This window comes from Desmospora profundinema (genome assembly GCF_031454155.1).
In the GTDB taxonomy this organism is placed as follows: domain Bacteria; phylum Bacillota; class Bacilli; order Thermoactinomycetales; family DSM-45169; genus Desmospora; species Desmospora profundinema.
On the sequence record NZ_JAVDQG010000005.1, the window covers coordinates 21,656 to 40,625 of the forward strand.

Annotated in this window: 19 protein-coding genes and 1 riboswitch; of the genes, 8 read left to right on the forward strand and 11 right to left on the reverse strand. The window is 54.8% G+C overall.

The window, feature by feature from the left end:
• Nucleotides 1–894: a metal ABC transporter permease gene (locus tag JOE21_RS11430; RefSeq protein ID WP_374709367.1), complete on the forward strand. Its 894-nt coding sequence runs from the start codon at nt 1–3 to the stop codon at nt 892–894.
• Between the two features lie 88 nt (nt 895–982).
• Here JOE21_RS11430 and JOE21_RS11435 read toward each other — a convergent pair whose 3' ends face one another.
• The 3 genes from JOE21_RS11435 to JOE21_RS11445 all read right to left on the reverse strand — a co-directional run bounded on the left by JOE21_RS11435 (nt 983) and on the right by JOE21_RS11445 (nt 3,996).
• A complete protein-coding gene (locus tag JOE21_RS11435; protein ID WP_309866884.1) occupies nt 983–1,732 on the reverse strand; it encodes a YebC/PmpR family DNA-binding transcriptional regulator in 750 nt (249 codons plus the stop codon).
• A gap of 288 nt (nt 1,733–2,020) precedes the next feature.
• A complete protein-coding gene (locus JOE21_RS11440; protein WP_309866172.1) occupies nt 2,021–2,998 on the reverse strand; it encodes a phosphotransferase in 978 nt (325 codons plus the stop codon).
• Nucleotides 2,995–3,996 carry a LysM peptidoglycan-binding domain-containing protein gene (locus JOE21_RS11445; protein WP_309866174.1) on the reverse strand — a complete coding sequence of 334 codons (1,002 nt, stop codon included), beginning with the start codon at nt 3,994–3,996 and terminating at the stop codon, nt 2,995–2,997. Before JOE21_RS11445 ends, JOE21_RS11440 begins: the two co-directional genes overlap by 4 nt.
• A 188-nt stretch (nt 3,997–4,184) precedes the next feature.
• Here JOE21_RS11445 and JOE21_RS11450 point away from each other — a divergent pair, with 188 nt between their 5' ends.
• From JOE21_RS11450 to gnd, 4 genes are all read left to right on the forward strand, one after another.
• Nucleotides 4,185–5,006 carry an SGNH/GDSL hydrolase family protein gene (locus tag JOE21_RS11450; RefSeq protein ID WP_309866177.1) on the forward strand — a complete coding sequence of 274 codons (822 nt, stop codon included), beginning with the start codon at nt 4,185–4,187 and terminating at the stop codon, nt 5,004–5,006.
• Nucleotides 4,996–5,931, forward strand: a complete 936-nt coding sequence (locus JOE21_RS11455; protein ID WP_309866180.1) for an ABC transporter ATP-binding protein — start codon at nt 4,996–4,998, stop codon at nt 5,929–5,931. Before JOE21_RS11450 ends, JOE21_RS11455 begins: the two co-directional genes overlap by 11 nt.
• Nucleotides 5,924–6,916: a DUF2705 family protein gene (locus JOE21_RS11460; RefSeq protein ID WP_309866183.1), complete on the forward strand. Its 993-nt coding sequence runs from the start codon at nt 5,924–5,926 to the stop codon at nt 6,914–6,916. The genes JOE21_RS11455 and JOE21_RS11460 overlap by 8 nt, the downstream gene beginning before the upstream one ends.
• Nucleotides 6,917–7,010: 94 nt before the next feature.
• The gene (gnd, locus tag JOE21_RS11465; RefSeq protein WP_309866186.1) at nt 7,011–8,417 is read left to right on the forward strand and encodes an NADP-dependent phosphogluconate dehydrogenase; all 1,407 of its coding nucleotides are present in this window, start codon (nt 7,011–7,013) and stop codon (nt 8,415–8,417) included.
• Between the two features lie 55 nt (nt 8,418–8,472).
• On the opposite strand, the gene JOE21_RS11470 is transcribed toward gnd, so the two are convergent.
• The 3 genes from JOE21_RS11470 to brnQ form a co-directional block, all read right to left on the reverse strand.
• Nucleotides 8,473–8,652 (reverse strand): hypothetical protein, encoded by a 180-nt coding sequence (locus tag JOE21_RS11470; protein WP_309866189.1) that lies wholly within the window; start codon nt 8,650–8,652, stop codon nt 8,473–8,475.
• Between the two features lie 299 nt (nt 8,653–8,951).
• Nucleotides 8,952–9,782, reverse strand: a complete 831-nt coding sequence (locus tag JOE21_RS11475) for an aldo/keto reductase (protein WP_309866192.1) — start codon at nt 9,780–9,782, stop codon at nt 8,952–8,954.
• 170 nt (nt 9,783–9,952) lie between these two features.
• Entirely contained in the window at nt 9,953–11,308 is a 1,356-nt protein-coding gene (gene brnQ, locus JOE21_RS11480; protein WP_445347060.1) for a branched-chain amino acid transport system II carrier protein, read from the reverse strand.
• 331 nt (nt 11,309–11,639) lie between these two features.
• On the opposite strand from brnQ, the gene JOE21_RS11485 reads away from it, so the two are divergent.
• The 3 genes from JOE21_RS11485 to htpX all read left to right on the forward strand — a co-directional run bounded on the left by JOE21_RS11485 (nt 11,640) and on the right by htpX (nt 13,460).
• A complete protein-coding gene (locus JOE21_RS11485; RefSeq protein WP_309866197.1) occupies nt 11,640–11,810 on the forward strand; it encodes a hypothetical protein in 171 nt (56 codons plus the stop codon).
• Between the two features lie 209 nt (nt 11,811–12,019).
• Complete coding sequence (locus JOE21_RS11490; protein ID WP_309866200.1) at nt 12,020–12,571, forward strand: LemA family protein; 552 nt, start codon at nt 12,020–12,022, stop codon at nt 12,569–12,571.
• A 16-nt stretch (nt 12,572–12,587) separates the two neighbouring features.
• On the forward strand, nt 12,588–13,460 hold the full coding sequence (gene htpX / locus JOE21_RS11495) for a zinc metalloprotease HtpX (protein ID WP_309866203.1): 873 nt from the start codon (nt 12,588–12,590) through the stop codon (nt 13,458–13,460).
• Nucleotides 13,461–13,584: 124 nt separating this feature from the next.
• Here the strand turns inward: htpX and ilvE are convergent, their stop codons facing one another.
• The 5 genes from ilvE to JOE21_RS11520 all read right to left on the reverse strand — a co-directional run bounded on the left by ilvE (nt 13,585) and on the right by JOE21_RS11520 (nt 18,941).
• The gene (gene ilvE / locus JOE21_RS11500) at nt 13,585–14,511 is read right to left on the reverse strand and encodes a branched-chain-amino-acid transaminase (protein ID WP_309866205.1); all 927 of its coding nucleotides are present in this window, start codon (nt 14,509–14,511) and stop codon (nt 13,585–13,587) included.
• A 73-nt stretch (nt 14,512–14,584) separates the two neighbouring features.
• Nucleotides 14,585–14,690, reverse strand: a riboswitch (guanidine-I (ykkC/yxkD leader).
• Nucleotides 14,691–14,712: 22 nt separating this feature from the next.
• Nucleotides 14,713–15,624 (reverse strand): prephenate dehydratase, encoded by a 912-nt coding sequence (gene pheA / locus JOE21_RS11505; RefSeq protein WP_309866208.1) that lies wholly within the window; start codon nt 15,622–15,624, stop codon nt 14,713–14,715.
• The gene (gene thrB / locus JOE21_RS11510) at nt 15,621–16,574 is read right to left on the reverse strand and encodes a homoserine kinase (RefSeq protein ID WP_309866211.1); all 954 of its coding nucleotides are present in this window, start codon (nt 16,572–16,574) and stop codon (nt 15,621–15,623) included. The genes pheA and thrB overlap by 4 nt, the downstream gene beginning before the upstream one ends.
• Nucleotides 16,561–17,640, reverse strand: a complete 1,080-nt coding sequence (gene thrC, locus JOE21_RS11515; protein WP_309866214.1) for a threonine synthase — start codon at nt 17,638–17,640, stop codon at nt 16,561–16,563. The genes thrB and thrC overlap by 14 nt, the downstream gene beginning before the upstream one ends.
• A complete protein-coding gene (locus JOE21_RS11520) occupies nt 17,640–18,941 on the reverse strand; it encodes a homoserine dehydrogenase (protein WP_309866216.1) in 1,302 nt (433 codons plus the stop codon). The genes thrC and JOE21_RS11520 overlap by 1 nt, the downstream gene beginning before the upstream one ends.
• Nucleotides 18,942–18,970 lie beyond the last annotated feature (29 nt).

Below are 18,970 nucleotides of genomic sequence, written 5' to 3' on the forward strand. Positions count from 1 at the left end.
ATGGGAATGACCATCATTATTACCGGCGCCATGGTCGCAATCGCCTGCGGTTTTTTAGGTTGTTTTCTAATCCTGCGGCGGTTGGCTATGGTGGGAGACGCGATCAGTCATGCCGTTCTTCCCGGAATCGTCGTCGCTTATCTGATCAGCGGTACCAAGGATTCGGTTTGGATGTTGTTGGGAGCCGCTGCATTCGGCCTCTTGTGTACATTCCTGATCCAAATTTTGAGCCAGCAGGGAGTCCAACATGATGCAGCCATCAGCGTGACTTTCACCTTTCTCTTTGCAGTGGGGGTGATCCTGGTCTCTCTGTACACACGGCAGGTTCATCTGGACCTGGACCACGTTTTGTACGGGGAAATCGCCTATGTGCCATTCAATACCTGGACCTTGTTTGGTTGGGAAGCCGGCCCCCGTGCCATGTGGATCGTGGGAGCCGCTCTGTTCCTGTCCCTGGTGGTGGTGGGTCTGTTGTACAAGGAGTTCAAAGTGGTTGCCTTTGATCCGCAGATGGCTGCTGCTCTGGGAATTCCCGTCTTATTGATCCACTATTTACTGATGGGATTGGTCTCCGTCACAACAGTGGCATCCTTTGAAAGTGTCGGTGCCATATTGGTGGTAGCCATGTTAATCGTACCGGGAGCGACCGCCTATCTGTTGACGGACAAATTGGAATGGATGCTTGCCATCAGCGCCCTCGTCGGGATCCTGAGCTCCATCTTCGGCTATTGGATCTCATTGTGGCTGGATGCCTCCATCGCCGGATCGATGACGGTCGCCGCAGGACTGCTTTTCGTCTGCGCGTTCCTCTTCTCTCCCCTGCACGGAGTCGTCACACGCTGGATCGTTCGTCGGTCGATGCGCTTGGCCGCGATCAAAGGAGGAGAAGGGTGAACAACGAACAGGAATAAAAGCCGCCCCCTGCCCTGAGATTAAGGGCAAGGGGCGGCTTTATTTTATAAAATCATTTTGACTGAATGCCTCATAGTTTTTCCAACTCCGCTTCGTCGATATCGAAATTGGCATATACGTTTTGAACGTCGTCATGGTCCTCCAAGGCTTCCATCAGCGCCAGGATCTTAGGTATATGCTCCCCGTCTACATCCACGGTATTGGTAGGAACCATCGTCACCTCAGCAGTGGAAAAACGAATCCCTTCTGCTTCTATGGCATTTTTCACATCCTCGAACGCTTCCGGAGCCGTGAACACTTCAATGACATCCTCTGTCACCTCGAAATCCTCTGCTCCGGCTTCCAGAGCCAACATCATCAGGTCATCTTCTCCCATCTCCGTCGACTCTCGGTCCACACGGAGCAGCCCTTTGCGCTCAAACATCCACGCGACACAGCCGGATTCACCCAGGTTGCCATCCCTTTTGGAAAAAATATGGCGCATGTCGGCAGCGGTACGGTTGCGGTTGTCCGTCAGGGCTTCCACCATGACGGCGGCCCCGGCTGGACCATATCCTTCATACGTGACGGCTTCATAATGACCGCCGCCCTCTTCCCCTGTTCCCCGCTTGATCGCCCGATCAATGTTGTCATTGGGCATGTTTTGGGAACGAGCTTTGGCGATGGCGAGACGAAGGCGCTGGTTCTGTTCCGGATCGCCGCCTCCTTCCCGTGCAGCCACCATAATCTCCCTTGACAATTTGGCGAACATTTTCCCTCTGATGGCATCTTGACGCCCTTTGCGATGTTGGATGTTTTTCCACTTGGAATGGCCGGCCATGCGGATCACCTCTTTCGTTCGGTTTCCTGTTGCATGCTGGCGGAGACGGATGGGAGGACCGCTCCGTTTGCGGTATACTGGAGTCAGCGTCTTGTACGACTGCAAGCACGCTTTTTTACGCATTTTGGACAGAGAAAAGACCCACCTGCTCTGTAAAGGGCACGGCGGATCCGACCGTCAAAAACAGCGGCATGTCGAGTCCCGCCTCCTTTTTCAAAAAGGCGGTCCTGTTGTTGTTCTCCACGCATGCGAACCTCAATCATTTCCATCTTACCACATGCAGCCGATTCAGACCAACCACGGCCGAAAGCGAGTCCACGGTCGCCAACGGGAAACCTTGGCCACCAAGCTCTGTAGATACGGCAGGGTGCGGGCCAGTGCATAATCGGGGTCACCTCGGCTCAGTCCCAGTGCTTCTCGATAGATTTCATTGGGAAAGGCCAACAGAATCCGGAGCAGCTCCCGTTCCACTAACGGGAGAGGGCGTTCCCTCTCATAGGCAGCCATCGTCCGGTGCAGGATAGAAACATCCCAATCCTGTTCCCACATCGCCCGGGAGAGCAATTGCCACAAATCTCCCACCTGCAAATCGTATCCGGCGGTATCAAAATCGATCAGCCAGCCCTTGCCGGTAAAGTCCCATACCCAATTGTGACTGGCCAGATCCCGGTGAACCAAACTTTGCATCCTCTGCTCTCTGCCACACCAGTAATCCCATGGATAACGAGCCAGCGCGTCCAGCACTTGTTGCCCGCAGTGGAGGAGTTCTCCCTCCACCGGTTGTAACACTTGCCGTACCTGGGATGAGGGCGGAGTCGTACGGATCAATTGGACAAAGGAATGGAATCGCTCTTCCACCCGCCTAATCAAATGGCGTCCGGGGGAAAGCGTAGGGGTATGCAATCTACGTCCCAATCGGTGAAACTTTCCCAGTACACCCGCACTGCCAGTAAGATCGTTCCGATCTCCGTATTGGGCACTTCGTCCCTGAATCCAGGCAGACAATTGCCATTTCTGTCCATCCGTCAACCACCGAGGCATTCCTTTAAAGCCGCGGTTCCTCATTTCTCGATCCACTCCAGCCCACCAACGGAGAAAGGCGGGTCGCCGCGACTGCTTTGCCACCCAACAACCATGGGAAGTTGTCACCAGCCAATTCCGCCGGAACGGCTGGATATCGGTGATTCGCTCCCCCAGCAACCGTTCCCAAAGGAGGTGTTCATCCGAACCTGCCTTACGCTCCCCTTCCCATTCCCGGCCATTCACAGCTCGGCGGAACTGCTCTCCCGTTCTTCCTCATTGCGGAAAAGCTCGGTGTAATCACGAGTCTGACCGTTGTTTTGTTCCGAGCTTTCCAGAGGCAGTGGATGCAGAGGGCCCAACGAAGAGGGGGCCTTTAGAGGAGCATCCGGGGGAGTAGCCTCCTCTGATGAAGGTGTCATCGGGTGAGTCATACCTGGGGTGCCTGGATAACCAGGTGCGGGGTCGCCTACTCCGGGCATCGGATATCGGTGACCAGGTGCAGGATAACCCACCCCGGGCATCGGATATCGGTGACCAGGTGCAGGATAACCCACCCCGGGCATCGGATATCGGTGACCAGGTGCGGGATAACCCACCCCGGGCATCGGATACATCGGACCGGGTGCGGGATAGCCCATCCCGGGCATCGGATACATCGGACCCGGTGCGGGATAGCCCGGTCCCGGCATCGGATGCATCGGACCCGGTGCGGGATAGCCCGGTCCCGGCATCATTGGTGAAGGGGGATATGGATGTGCGGGCTGTTTCGGGCCACAACCACAACCTTTTCTGGGTGGTTGTGCGGGGGTGGGATAGGTAGTAGGCGGCATGTCGGGAGTCAACCCTGGGTATGGAGAGGGCATCGTACCCGGCGGCATCAGCGGCATGGGCTCCTGAGGTTGGTACTTAGGGGCTTCAGGCATGGGCGGCACTCCCGGAGAAGGATAGGGGGGCGGAACCCTCCAATCTCTTCCCAGTGATGGCCGTTCCATCGATGACTCTCTGGAACTGGAGCTTTCCTTCGATGGTGAGGGTGTCGGCTCCTGCTGGACCGCTGCTTCGCTTGTTTTATGCAAAGAGACCGGAACCTTACCGGTGGGAATCCGCACCTTGGTCCCGGGCTCCAAGCGATCAGGGTCCCCGAGGTCATCATTGGCGTGCAACAGGGTCTGAATCGGGATGTCGAAGCGACGGGCGATCGACCACACGGTGTCCCCGGGCTGCACGATGTGCAATTTCACTCTTCGTTCCCTCCCTAAAAAAACAAACTCGGTACTATGTATATGCACCCATGGGCGGTTTGCCCCCTATAAGAGGAGGAAAAGATATGATCGACGGTCCGGAAGCGAAAACTTGATTTCCCTTCAATCACACCCCTCCTCCTACATAGCAGTTAGGTGATGTGCTACCCCACGTAAAGGAGTCGAATATGAAAATCAAAGGTCGACCGCTTTGGATCACAATCTACATTTTGTCATTTACGTCGCTCGTACTCCTGTTGATTGGATTTTCCTGGGCTTTGGCGGAAGTAACGGGAACCTCCTCCGCCCCCCAACCAGAGGAAGCAAGAGAAACCGACACCATAGCTACTCCCGGTGGTGAACGTCTACTGGTCAGTCTGGGAGATTCCCTCACCCGGGGAACCGGCGACGCTACCGGACAGGGATATTTTGGCCGGGTACGTTCGTCCCTCCGGGAACAAGATCCGACCGTCAACGCCGTCAACTTGGGAATTAAAGGACAAACCTCGTCTGAGTTGAAACAGCAACTGACGCAAAAACAAGTTCGTGATCTCCTGAACAACGCCAGTTGGATTACCTTAACCATCGGGGGAAACGACCTATTTCGCGGAAGCGGCTCCTTAGAATCCATCGACCGGAATGAAGCTACCGCTACCAAGGAAGAGTACGTCGACAATTTGAAAACCATACTGGAATCGATCCGGAAGGAAAATCCCGAGGCTCCGGTGCTTATCTTCGGTCTCTATAATCCCTTTGGCAACTTGGAGGATCGTGAGACCACCGATGCTCTGGTACGCGAATGGAATCAAAGCATCGAAGAAACCATAGCAAACGACCCCGGTGTGGTCATGATCCCTGTGTACGACCTATTTCAGCTCAATCCTGACCACTACCTGTATACGGATCATTTCCATCCCAATGACAACGGTTATCAGATGATGGCTGACCGTCTCTTGCAAACGCTAAACGCATGGGAGGAACGACCGGAGGTGAATACGGATGCCCGGTAATGATCGCAAGGCTGTTTTGTCCGTTCGAGGATTGAGCAAAACCATCGGAAAACGGAAAATCGTTCAGGATGTCGCTTTCGATGTGTGGGAGGGGGAAATTTTTGGTTTTTTAGGGCCCAACGGTGCCGGAAAAACAACCACTATCCGCATGCTGGTGGGTCTGATTCGTCCCACCGGCGGAACGGTCACCATCGAGGGACACGACCTCACCCGACACTTTACTCAAGCGATCAGCCAAGTGGGAGCCATCGTTGAAAACCCGGAGATGTACCCCTATCTCACCGGACGAGAAAATCTGGAACATTTCGCCCGAATGGAAGGGCAAATCCCAACGGAGCGGATCGAAGAAGTGGTACAACTAGTCGAACTGAGGGATCGAATCGACGAACCTGTAAAAACATACTCCCTCGGCATGCGCCAACGGCTGGGGATTGCCCAGGCACTCCTGCGCCGTCCCCGGTTGCTGATCCTGGACGAACCCACCAACGGTTTGGATCCATCCGGTATACGGGAGATGCGCCGGTTTATCCAACGACTCGCCAAAGAGCAGGGAATCAGCGTCTTTATCTCCAGCCACATTCTGCATGAAGTTCAACTGTTATGTGACCGAGTCGCCATAATCAGTAAAGGGAAAGTGGTTCGAACAGGACCCGTCAGCCAGCTTCTCGAGGGGGAGTCACCCGTGGAATGGCGTGTGCATCCGACGGAAAAAGGTGTGGAGATATTTCGTTCCCTTCCTGCCGTCACTGCCCTGGAGTCTCTTTCCGACAGCGGTGTCATCCGCACCCATCTCCCGGAAGATTCGATCGCTGACGTCAATCGGGCACTTCTGGAAGCCGGTGTCCAAGTGACCGAGATCCGGCGGAAACATCCGACTCTGGAGGATGTCTTCCTCCAAATGACGGAGGGAGATCACATTGCGTAACGGAATCAGCCTCATCTACAACGAACTGTTGAAGATGGTAAAGAAAAAACGGCTGCTGGTTGTCCTTCTGATCGTAGCCATCCTGATCCCCATCTTCACCTACGCCCAATACCGTACCGTCCAAAACACAGTGGAACAATTGGGCACGGACGATTGGCGTTCGGTGCTTCAACAGCAGATTATCGACAGCCAAAACCGCCTCTCCTCCAGCCGCCTACCGGAAGAATGGCGGGAATATCTCAAATTGAACATTCAACAACAACAATACTACCTGGATCATGACATCAACCCGATGGCACCGGGTGCCCCCACCTTTGTGCGGCAGTTTATCCAGGAGTCCATATCCCTGTTTTTACCTTTGTTGGTGGTAGTGGTCGCCTCCGATATCGTCTCGTCGGAACATTCCGCCGGCACCATCAAGATGTTGCTCACCCGACCGGTACGACGGTGGCGCATCTTGCTCAGCAAGTATCTCGCCCTGCTTCTCGTCGTCTCACTGGTGGTAATGGCGACTGCGGTATTGGGTTATCTGATCTCCGGTGTGATCTTCGGGTATTCCGGCTGGACAATGCCGGTATTAACCGGATTTCAAGAAGAAAACGGCGAACTGCTCACGGATGAGGTGCGCCTGATCCCACAATGGCAAGCCATCCTGATGGGGTACGGCTTGGGTTGGTTCTCCTGTGTGGCCGTGGCCACCATCGCCTTTATGGTCTCAGTGTTGGTCAGAAGCACCGCTGCCAGCATGGGGATCATGATGGCAGCCCTGATTTCCGGCAGCCTGCTCACCCAGCTAGCCCCGTCATGGTCCACCTTGAAATATCTGGCCTTTACCAACCTGCGGCTGACGGACTACCTCAGCGGCAACCCGACCATGATCGAAGGGATGACCCTTCCCTTCTCCCTGACAGTCCTGGGAACCTGGTCGCTTGTCTCCCTCGCTGTCGCCTTCACCGTGTTTATTCGCAAAGACGTTTTGGCCTGAACATCCGGGTCATAAAAAGTCCCGGGTGGACTTTTTTCCCCCGGACGGATATCCTTCTCTTAGGGACCTTCATGACAGAAAGGATGGAAAACCATTGTCGAAGCAACAGATCGGAGTAATCGGTTTAGCCGTCATGGGGAAAAACCTTGCTCTTAATATGGAGTCTAAGGGTTTCTCCGTCTCCGTATACAACCGCTCCCGTGAAAAAACAGATGCATTTATGGAAGAGGCCGGCCAAAAAAATATCGTCGGCACCTACACATTGGAAGAATTCGTTCATTCCCTGGAATCACCGCGCAAAATCATGTTGATGGTAAAAGCCGGATCCGCCACCGACGCCACCATCGAACAACTGAAACCGCTGTTGGATGAAGGGGACATCCTCATCGACGGAGGCAACGCCTTCTTCCAGGACACCCTGCGCCGCAGCAAGGAGCTGGAAGAGGCCGGGTTCCGCTTTGTCGGTGCAGGCGTTTCCGGCGGTGAAGAAGGCGCATTAAAAGGGCCGTCTATTATGCCCGGCGGACCGCGGAGCGCCTATGAACAGGTGGCTCCCATCTTCTCCGCCATCGCCGCCCAAGTGAACGGCGAACCCTGCACCACCTATATCGGCCCTGACGGTGCCGGCCACTATGTCAAAATGGTGCACAACGGCATTGAATACGGGGATATGCAACTGATTACGGAAGCATACCACCTAATGAAAGACGTTCTGGAACTGTCTACGGACAAGCTTCACCAGGTCTTCTCCGAATGGAATCGAGGGGAACTGGACAGCTACCTGATCGAAATCACCGCCGACATTTTCACCAAAAAAGACGACGAAACCGGCAAACCGATCGTAGATGTGATTCTGGATACGGCGGGTCAAAAAGGCACCGGCAAATGGACCAGCCAAAGTGCGCTCGATTTGGGCGTGCCACTCTCCATTATCACCCAATCCGTCTTCTCTCGCTTCCTGTCTGCGATGAAAGCGGAACGGGAACGGGCCGCTCAAGTTCTTCCCGGACCGGTTGCCACCGGCGTCGACAACAAGGAAGAGTGGATTGAGGCGATCCGCCAGGCGCTCTACGCCAGCAAGATCTGTTCCTACGCCCAGGGCTTCGCCCAGATGAAGGCCGCTTCCGACGAATACGAATGGGATTTGGATTACGGCAGCATCGCCATGATCTTCCGTGGCGGCTGCATTATCCGGGCACGCTTCCTGCAAAACATCAAAGAAGCCTACGACGCCGAGCCGGCATTGGCTAACTTGCTTCTCTCCCCGTATTTTAAAGACATCGTGGAACGATATCAGGATTCCTGGCGCAAGGTGGTCTCTTTAGCCATCCAACAGGGCATTCCCGTTCCGGGCTTGTCCTCCGCCCTTGCATACTATGACAGTTATCGCTGCGCCCGGTTGCCCGCCAACCTGCTGCAGGCTCAACGGGACTACTTCGGTGCCCACACCTACCAACGCATTGACAAAGAAGGAACCTTTCACACGGAATGGTTAAAATAAATGACTAATCAAAACGCAGCCCGTGACGGGCTGCGTTTTGCTATGAATCGAGCGATCAAAGTGTAATAGGCGAGCGGGTGGTGTGAGGCTCTGTCGGGGCGGAAACCAGCCCGAAAATCGGTGATGTACCCATCGGATGACCTTCGGCTTGGTTAAATTTCTCCACCAACGACCATGCCAAAAAAATAACATACAGCACCATACAAGTAATCAAGATGGTTAAGAAAATACGCATCGCTTCCCCTCCCATCTTGAAGCCTATGCCGGGAAGTTGGAAATTTTTCCTTCTCTTATCAATCCTGAACTTCCCAATCCTTAACCTTTTACTTTTGTCGGTGTGGAGTAGCCCCGCTCCCGATACACCCTACCCCTGGTTTTGGATGGACTTGCTTGGATTTTTGGCGGAGCTGCGGTCGCTTGGAGCGCACCTCGATCCAAAACAAACGAACGTCCCCGGCCACACGGGGGCAGTAGGATGATAGGCAAACCAAAGCCGGTGCGATTGGACAGGACACCGGCTTTTAATCTTCACTATCAAAAATCAATCTGATCCGGATGGGGACCGATTCGCTCGTTTTTATTTAACGCATCGATCTGGGCGACTTCATCTTGGGATAAATCAAAGTCGAACAGATTCGCATTATTTCTCATCCGTTCTTCCCTTACTGTTTTAGGAATGGTGGCTACCCCTTTTTCCAGGTCCCAGCGAAGGACCACCTGAGCCTCATTTTTCCCATGCCTTTCGGCGATTTTTTGGATGACCGGCTCCTTCAGCAGCTTGCCTCTGCACAGAGGGGACCATGCCACTGGTCGAATCCCTTCGTTTTTACAAAAAGAAACCAGCGCACCCTGTGTGAGATAGGGATGAAACTCAATTTGGTTGACAGCAGGCGTTACTGAGCCTGCATCCATCACATCTCTCAAATGATGGATCTCGAAATTGCTGACACCGATGGCTTTGATTCTTCCCTCATCATGCAGCCGCTCCAACGCTCTCCACGTATCCACATATTTTCCCGGCACCGGCCAATGAATCAGGTACAGGTCGATATAGTCCGTCCCCAACCGTTCCAGACTTTCCTCAAATGCTTCTAAGGTAGAGCCGTATCCCTGACGGTCGTTTGACACTTTTGTGGTGATAAACACATCCTCACGGGGCACTCCTGAGTTGCGAACCGCCCGGCCCACCCCCTCTTCGTTGCCGTATGCGGCTGCGGTATCAAAATGGTGATATCCCAGCTCCAAGGCCTGTTGTACCACCCGCTCCACCTCTTCACCGGGTCGGACCTTGTACAAACCCAACCCCACCCAGGGCATCTGTACACGGTTATTCAACGTGACGCGCTCACGCAAGCTTCTGAACATCCCCATTCTCCTTCCAACCCGTTTATCATTTCCCTGTTTTCTCGCTGAAGGATTCAGATTTTGACTCTCATTTTCGTGTTTAACCGTTTATCCCGGTTTTCATACCGGCAGAATGTAATGGTTTCCATTCTACCTGCAAAAAAAGAAGGCCCCATTTGGGACCTTCCCCGTCAACTGTTTTTCCCATTCGTCACCGTACGCTTTTTCACTGCAGCATCGCCACCGGTAAAAAGATTCCACATCGCTCCGATGATCCCCCCGATGAGAGCGGGGAACAACCATCCGATTCCTTCCGGCTGCAGCGGAATCAGGGCAAGCCACTGGCCCCATACACCCAGCGGCACATGGAAAGCGGCCAAGCCGTCAAATAGGCTGATCAACGCTGTGCCAACCAATGCTCCCACAAAGACGGGCGTGCGTACCGACAACACCTGATCCAGCAAGGTCAGGATAATCAGAACGATGGCAATGGGATAAACCGCCACCAATACCGGTACAGAGATGGTAATAATCTGCGTCAGCCCCAGGTTGGCCACACCCAAGCTGACCAGGCAGAGTGCGAGAGCCACCTGGTTATAGGACAAAACACGCAACAGCCGGGAGAAAAAGAGAGAGGCGGCTGTCACCAAACCCACTGATGTCGTAAGACAAGCGATGGTGACCGCCGATCCCAACAGCAATACTCCCACCGGACCAAACAATTCATGAGACACCCGAGCCAGGATCTGCGCGCCATTATCCGATTCCCCCAAAACGGCACTGGTGCCGCCCAAGTATCCCAACACCAGGTAAAAGAAGGCCAACCCCACACCTGCGACAACAGCCGCTCGGATCGCGTTACGGGCTACATCGCGCGAACCTGTCACACCCCGGTCGCGGATCGCGTTGATGACCACGATCCCAAATACCAACGCCCCCAAGGTATCCATCGTAAGGTATCCTTCCAGAAAACCGTTCACAAAAGGCGTGGATTCGTACGCTTCCACCGGCTTGGCCAATCCTCCGATGGGATCCAGCCAACTCTTGATTAAAAGCATGACAATCAGGGCCAGCAGAACCGGTGTCAGGATTTTACCGATCCGCCCCACCAGCTTGGAAGGGTTTAACGCCAACCAAAAAGTAAGGCCAAAGAAAATCACGGTATAGAGAAACAACGGCCATACACCCTCCCGAAGTCCTTCCGAAAGAAAAGGGGAGGCCCCCATCTCAAAAGCGACTGTACCGGTCCGGGGAATCCCGAACATCGGACCAATCGCTAAATAGACAATGGTGGGAAAAATAACACCAAAGACGGGATGCACCTTGCCGGCCATCGCCTGCAAGTTTCCTCCACTGACACCAACCGCAATCACTCCCAGCAGAGGCAACCCGACACCCGTGATAATAAAACCGATAAGGGCAGGCCACAGATTCGATCCCGCAGCTTGTCCCAAGGCCGGTGGAAAAATCATATTTCCAGCCCCAAAAAACAGAGCGAACAGCATTAAACCAATCACGAATGACTCCCGTTTCGACAACACGTGCACATCCCCCAACCCTTTCCGTCACTCTGCTTCTTCATAGGATATTCAAATGACAAACAAAATTTTCAGTACAATCGCACATACGAAGGATTCCGAAAGACAATGTATCACCGACCGCGCGGAAACGCAACCCCTATCCATCACAAAAAAACCGGCAAGCGGATCCTTGCCGGTATCCGGTTTGGTTTACGATTAAAGCTCTACGAAAATATTGATTCCAACATCCATAAGGGCTCCAACCACCACCATCACGGCTCCCAACACCCCCAGACTGTAAACGTGGATTAAATTCTGGGGTGTCGAAACCGTCGCCGCTTCTTTAAAGGAGAAGAAAGTGGATGTGGAGGCAGTCGGAAAGCGTTATCGGGTGGACGCTGACAAATGTAACCGGCAAACTCTGCGGGAAATCGCCCATCAGGCGGGATTTAAACTGTTTATGGAGGAAAGCGGGACGACAGTTTGGAACGGATATGTGACACCGGTACAGGGGAAATGGAAGATTTAAGCGGAGGTGGCGGTGAAGACGGAGATCGACGGCTTATTTCCTGTCTACGGCGTATACAACGGAGGGGTTTTGGTGCGGGTGGAAATCGTGATCGACGAAGAAGATTAACGGATATCCTACTGCTTCCACCCCCTCTCCGCTATAATAAAAAAGGTGGATCACAAGAGTCTTGATCACACCGATCGACCTATTCTCAAGGAGGGAACGCATTGACTTTATTGATCGTTGGAATCGTCGTCGTTGTCCTTATTCTTTTTTGGTTTGCCACATACAACTCCCTGGTTAAGTACCGCAACTGGGTGGAGGAATCGTGGGCCCAGATCGATGTCCAATTGAAGCGGCGCTACGATTTAATTCCCAACCTGGTGGAGACAGTGAAAGGATACGCCAAACACGAGCGTGAAACCTTGGAACAAGTGATTGAAGCCCGCAACCGGATGTTCACCCAGGGAAACAGCCGCAACGACGAGATGGAGGCCAACAATCAACTGAGTGCCGGACTGAAAAGCTTATTTGCGCTGTCGGAATCCTATCCCGACTTGAAAGCCAATCAAAACTTCCTGATGCTGCAGGAAGAACTGACAGGCACGGAGAATAAGATCGCCTACTCTCGTCAGAGTTACAACAAAACGGTCATGGCATACAACATTAAGGTTCAGTCAATCCCCACCAATATCGTGGCTTCCGTTCACGGCTTCACGCGCCGGGAGATGTTGGAGACCCCGGCGGAAGAGCGGCAAAACGTGAAGGTCTCCTTCTGACGAAGGAGGGTCAACCATGCTTCTTCACCAACAGATTGAATCCAACAAGCGTAAAACGGTTCTGATTGTTACCGGATTTATCCTGTTTGTCCTGCTGGTGGGAGCCAGCGTCAGCTACATCCAAATGGGCGAGCCTCTGTGGGGAGCCACCTTCGCTGGTCTTCTCGCCATTGGGTACACCTTGTTCATGGTACTGTCCAGCACCCGGGTCGTCATGGCGATGAACCACGCCCAGGAAGTGAAACAGAAAGAAGACCACCCCTTCCTCTGGCATACCGTGGAGGGATTGGCCATGGCCGCCAGGGTCCCCACCCCGCGGATTTTCATTATCCAGGACCCCAGTCCCAACGCGTTTGCCACCGGCATCTCCCCCAAAGACGGAGCGGTGGCGGTCACAACCGGCTTGATGGACCGCCTCAACCGGGAAGAAGTGGAGGCGGTGTTGGCCCATGAGGTGGCTCACATCAAAAACTACGACATCCGCCTGGCCACTATTGCCCTCGCCTTGGTTTCGGTGATCGCCATCCTGAGCGATTTCGGATCCCGGATCTTGTTCTGGGGGCGGCGGGAACGAAATGTTCACCCCATCGTCTACGTGGTGGCATTGGTATTGTTATTCCTCTCTCCGTTTATCGCCACCATCATCCGCCTGGCCATCTCCCGCAACCGGGAATACCTGGCCGATGCCAGCGGGGCGGAGTTGTGCCGCAACCCCTATGCCTTAGCTTCGGCCTTGGAAAAGATTGCGGGGGTCCGGGAACCGGTAAAGGAAGCATCCAACGCCTCCGCCATGCTGTACTTCTCCGATCCCCTGAAAAAGAAAATGACCGGTCTCTTCTCCACCCATCCGCCTGCAGAAGAGCGGATCCGCCGTCTGCGGGGGATGTAATATCCTTAACCCAATGACACTCACGACTGAAGACAATGACGATCTGTAATCCCAATCAAAAAAGCCGATTCTCTCCAACTGGAGAGAGTCGGCTTTTCAGCGATCCGGATCGTTTACTTCTCCGTCATCCAGCTTGCCCGGCTGCCACTTTTTCCTTGGCCGCTGCATCTTCCGGAAACGCTTGCGTCCCGTCGACAGTCACCAGCTGGCGGAATTCCTTTAACAGGTGCTGGGTGACGGGTCCAGGGACACCGTCGGCAATGGTGCGTCCGTCCACGTTCACCACCGCGATTACTTCGGCGGCGGTCCCGGTGAGGAACACCTCATCAGCCACATACACATCGTGACGGGTGAAGGGTTGCTCCTTCACCGTGTATCCGTTTCGTTCACACAAATCCATAATCGCCTGGCGCGTGATGCCCTCCAGTGCACCCACATAGCCCGGCGGGGTATAGAGGATCCCTTTTTTCACCAAAAAGATGTTGTCTCCGGAACCTTCCGCCACATAACCGTCGCCGTTCAGCATGAGCGCTTCCCCGACGCCGGCTTGGTTGGCTTCGATCTTAACCAGGATGTTGTTCAGATAGTTCAGGGATTTAATTTTAGGGTTGAGTGCATCCGGTACGTTCCGCCGGGTGGGAACGGTGATGATCTTTAGTCCCCGATCATAGGTCTCCTGCGGGAATAATCGGACTTGATCAACAATGATGATCACTTGGGGGTCGTTACACTTGGAGGGGTCCAGGCAGAGCTCCCCTTTTCCCCGTGAGACGACTAGACGGATATAGGCGTCCCTTAACTCGTTTTTGCGAACAGCTTCCACGACGGACTGCTCCAACTCCTCGATTTTCAACGGAATGTCCAGCATGATGGATCGCGCCGACTCATACAGACGTACCAGATGATCCCGCAACCGGAACACATTCCCGTCATAGACCCGGATCCCCTCAAAAATACCGTCCCCATAGAGGAATCCATGATCGAAAATGGAAACTGTCGCCTCCTCCTTTTTCACATAACGACCATTCATGTACACCCAACGTTCTTCCATTTTCCTCCACCCCCGATTGGTTTTCCTATATCAAAAAGCCTCCGCGCGCAGGTCAAACCAGACCTCAGAACCTGCCGCACGGGGCTTTTGTCCCCACGGTGTACACCCGGTGTCAGGTGTTGGCGCCGCTCGGACCAGCCTTCCTTTTTGTAAGAAGCGGAACCCTAGGCGCCCTTCTGAATCATACAATGAGATTTAATTTTAACGATGATTATATGCCCCATGGTCACGATTGTCAAGCGATTCCGACGAATTGCTCGACTCTCCCGAAAAACAGGGATAGGAACCAAGCAGACGTACGGTACAACCACGGTCGCGGATTTCATCCATCGCCTGTTTCATTGCGAGATCGTCGATCTCCTTCTCCGCATCGATGAAAAACCGATAGGTTCCCAGCCGCTTTTTAGTCGGACGGGATTCCAGCCGAGACAGGTTGATCCCCTGTCGGACGAAAGAAGCGAGCACATTGTACAGAGCTCCGGGATAGTCCTCCGGCAAGGAGAGAAGCAAACTCGTCTTACGACAACGAGGCTGCTTTCGTTCCGGCACCGTTTTGCCAACGGCGATAAAGCGGGTGATATTGTTTTCGTAATCCTGGATGGCCGCATCCCGCTGATACAGTCCATAAAGAGCCCCAGCCGACCGCGGTCCGATGGCCAACCACCGATCACGTCCCTGGGAACCGACACGGCGGGCGGCATCTGCCGTGCTGTCCACGTAAGAGACGACTGCATCGGGCACATGTTGACGCAGGTACTCCCTGCATTGCGCTACCGCCTGCGGATGAGAAAGGATCCGGGTGAAGCGGGAGAGCTCCGTCTCTTTATGGTCAGGATGGCAAAACAGACATTGATCAATGGGCACCACCACTTCCGCAGTGATGGGAACATCCACATGATGAGTCAGCCAATCCAGAGTCAGTGTAACCGAACCTTCGATGGCGTTTTCCACCGGCACTACCCCGTAAGGGGTCTCCCCGCTGTCAACGGCGGTCAGCACATCGGGTATGGAATCACAGGGGTGCAATAAATAGTGCTCTTCCGGAAACATGCGTCGGGCCGCTTCGTGGGTGAACGTCCCCCTTGGCCCCAGATAGGCAACCGGTTCCTTCATCGACTCGCACTCGCTCCTTTTATGTTTCCACACACTGTACTACGATCTTCCATTGCTGTCAATCGGACGGTCGCCCCTGTGGAAACCGATTCCAGTGAATAGACATCGGCCTGGACATCGGCATCAGCCAAAGCGGAAACCAAAAATCTTTCCACCTGGACCGGATCATCCGCAAATGCCATCACCGTCGGACCCGCCCCACTGAGAAAAGCACCGATGCCTCCGTGGCGGGTCACCCCTTCCAATACCGCCTTTAGCCCCGGCACCAAGGATGTCCGGTAAGGTTGGTGAAAACGATCGTTTAGCCCCGCTGCCAACGCCTGCCGGTCTCCGGTAAGGAGACCGGCCACCAACAAGTTGGCTCGGCTGCTCCCCATTACCGCCTCCGGGTGAGCGAGGGTGTTCGGCAATACTTGGCGTGCCTTGGCCGTTTTCAACTGCATGCGGGGAACGGCCGCCACCAGCAGAAATGGAGGGGGGGAAGCGGTGATGTAGTCGAGCCGGTCTCCGTCCCAGGAGGCAATCACCACACCCCCGAACAGAGAGGCCCCTACGTTGTCCGGATGTCCTTCCCACCGTACCGCCTTTTGATACAACACATCCCGCTCCCAGGGTTCCCCCAGCAGGTGATTGGCCGCCGCCAAACCGCCGACAATGGCAGCGGCGCTGCTTCCCAATCCCCGCGCCAGGGGAATGTCGCTAGATACCTCCACCCGGCATTGGGGCATCGGTTGACCGGCCTCGGCAAAACAAGCAGCCATCACTTGCAGGATGAGATTCTCCCCGTCGGTTTGAATCTCCCGCAGATGGGGATCGATGGGGACCACCTCCGTTTGCAACGCCGGTGTCACGTGCAGAGTGAGCCAGTGGTCGATCGCCATCCCGACGGAATCAAATCCCGAACCCAGGTTGGCGGTGCTCCCGGGAACCCGCACTTCAAAGGGGTGCATGGGAAGCCCTCCTCGGCTCCCGGATCGCCTGTGCCACTGCGTCAAAGTCGTTAGGAAGGCGGAGCGGCTTCACCGGAACGGCTTCCATCGCAGTGGACGGATCCTTCAACCCATTCCCCGTGAGAACGGCCACCACTTTTGCACCAGTGGAAATCTTCCCTTCCCGGCGTGCTTTCTTCACACCGGCCAGGGAGGCGGCAGATGCCGGTTCCGCAAACAGCCCTTCCAGTCGCGTCAGTTCCCGGTACGCCTCTAGGATTTCCGCATCGGTGACGGAGTCAATCGCTCCGCCCGATTCATCCGCCGCCCGTACCGCCGATTCCCAACTGGCCGGATTGCCGATGCGGATGGCCGTCGCCACGGTCTCCGGTTGGGCGATAGGTTCCCCGCGGACAATGGCGGCTGCTCCTTCCGCTTCAAATCCGCGCATGAGCGGGAGTGAATCGATCCGACCCCGATCCCGATATTCCTGGAATCCTTTCCAATAAGCAGTAATATTGCCGGCATTCCCTACCGGAATCGCCAACACATCCGGTGCCGCACCCAACTGTTCGCACACCTCGAAGGCCCCCGTTTTCTGTCCTTCGATTCGATAGGGATTAACGGAATTAACCAATGTCACATCTTGTTCATCCGCGATCCGCCGCACAATCTTCAACCCTTCATCGAAATTCCCCTGGATGGCCAGCACTTCTGCTCCATACACCACCGCTTGCGAGAGTTTGCCCAGTGCGATGTGGCCATCCGGCACCACCACCACGGCCCGCATCCCCATACGGGCGGCATATGCGGCTGCGGAAGCAGAGGTATTGCCGGTGGATGCACAGATGACGGCACGACTACCCGCTTCCGCCGCCTTGGCTACAGCCACCACCATCCCCCGGTCCTTGAAGGATCCCGTCGGGTTGAAACCCTCCACTTTGGCAAAGAGTTCCACCCCCCACGCTTCCGACAATCGTTCCAGGTGAACCAAGGGGGTATTGCCCTCGTACAGGGTGAGGGCAGGGGTATCCCGTGTCACAGGAAGGTACTCGCGATACTGTTTCAAGATGCCCATCCGATTCATCAATGTTCTCCCCCTTCCACACGGTAGTGACTTTGAATGCGAACCACGGTCGGCAAGGCTTCCAGCCCTTCGATAATGTGAAGTAACTGCTCGCCGTTAGCCTGGTGGGTAACCAGAATAATCTCCGCCTCTTGCTCCCGTGTCCGGGGCACCTGCAACACTTTTTCCAAGCTGACTCCTTTATCGGCAAACAGCTGGGTAATACCGGCCAATACTCCAGCCTCATCCGCCACATGGAGGCAGAAATAATGTTTGGACCAGATATCCGCAGGGGCTTTGGGCTTGTGTTCCCGGTAAGGGGCCACCACCGAACGTCCATTAACCCCCAGTTTCTGATTTTTCACCACGGTCACCAGATCGGAAACAACCGCCGTCGCCGTCGGTAACTCTCCCGCACCCGGACCATAAAACATCGTCTCTCCGACCGCTTCCCCATGGACGTAAACCGCATTGTACACCCCGTCCACCGACGACAGCGGATGTTCGTCGGGAAGCAATGCCGGCTGGACACTCACTTCCACTTTTCCCTCATCCTGTCTGGCGATCCCCACCAGTTTCAGCGTGTATCCCAATTGACCGGCAAACCGGACATCCTCCAGCGTTACATCCCCGATCCCCCGCACTTTCACCTCATCCAGGGGCCATTCAGTATGAAAGCCCAGGGTGGCCAGAATCGCCATCTTACGGGCGGCATCCCAACCGTCCACATCAGCGGTGGGATCCGCTTCGGCGTACCCCAGCCGTTGTGCTTCCGCCAAGGCATCTTCAAATGCCATTCCATTTTTCTTCATTTCACTCAGGATAAAGTTGGTGGTCCCGTTTACAATCCCCACCATGCGTGTGATGCGGTCTGAAGAAAATCCTTCCACCAACGCCCGCAGGATGGGGATTCCGCCGGCCACACTGGCTTCATAAAACACATCGCAATGGTTTTTAGCCGCTACCGACAGCAGTTCTGCCCCGTGAAGCGCCATCAGGTCCTTGTTGGCGGTAACCACATGTTTTCCGGTTTCCAATGCTTGACGGATGTACCCGCGGGTCGGTTCGATTCCTCCCATCACCTCCACCACGATATCGATCCCGTCATGATGGAGCAACTCTTCCGGCTTGTCGGTCAAAACCCCCTCCGGCAGACGGACAGCCCGCTCCTTTTGTTTGTCCCGCACCAGCGCCTTTTCGATGGTGATGGTACACCCCGTCTGATTCCACAGGTCCTCTTGGTGACGTTCCACCAATCGCACCACCCCCGAACCGACGGTGCCCAAACCCATCAGGCCCACTTTGATCTCTTGTACCGCCATGATTTCCCTCACTCCCTGAATGATCCGTA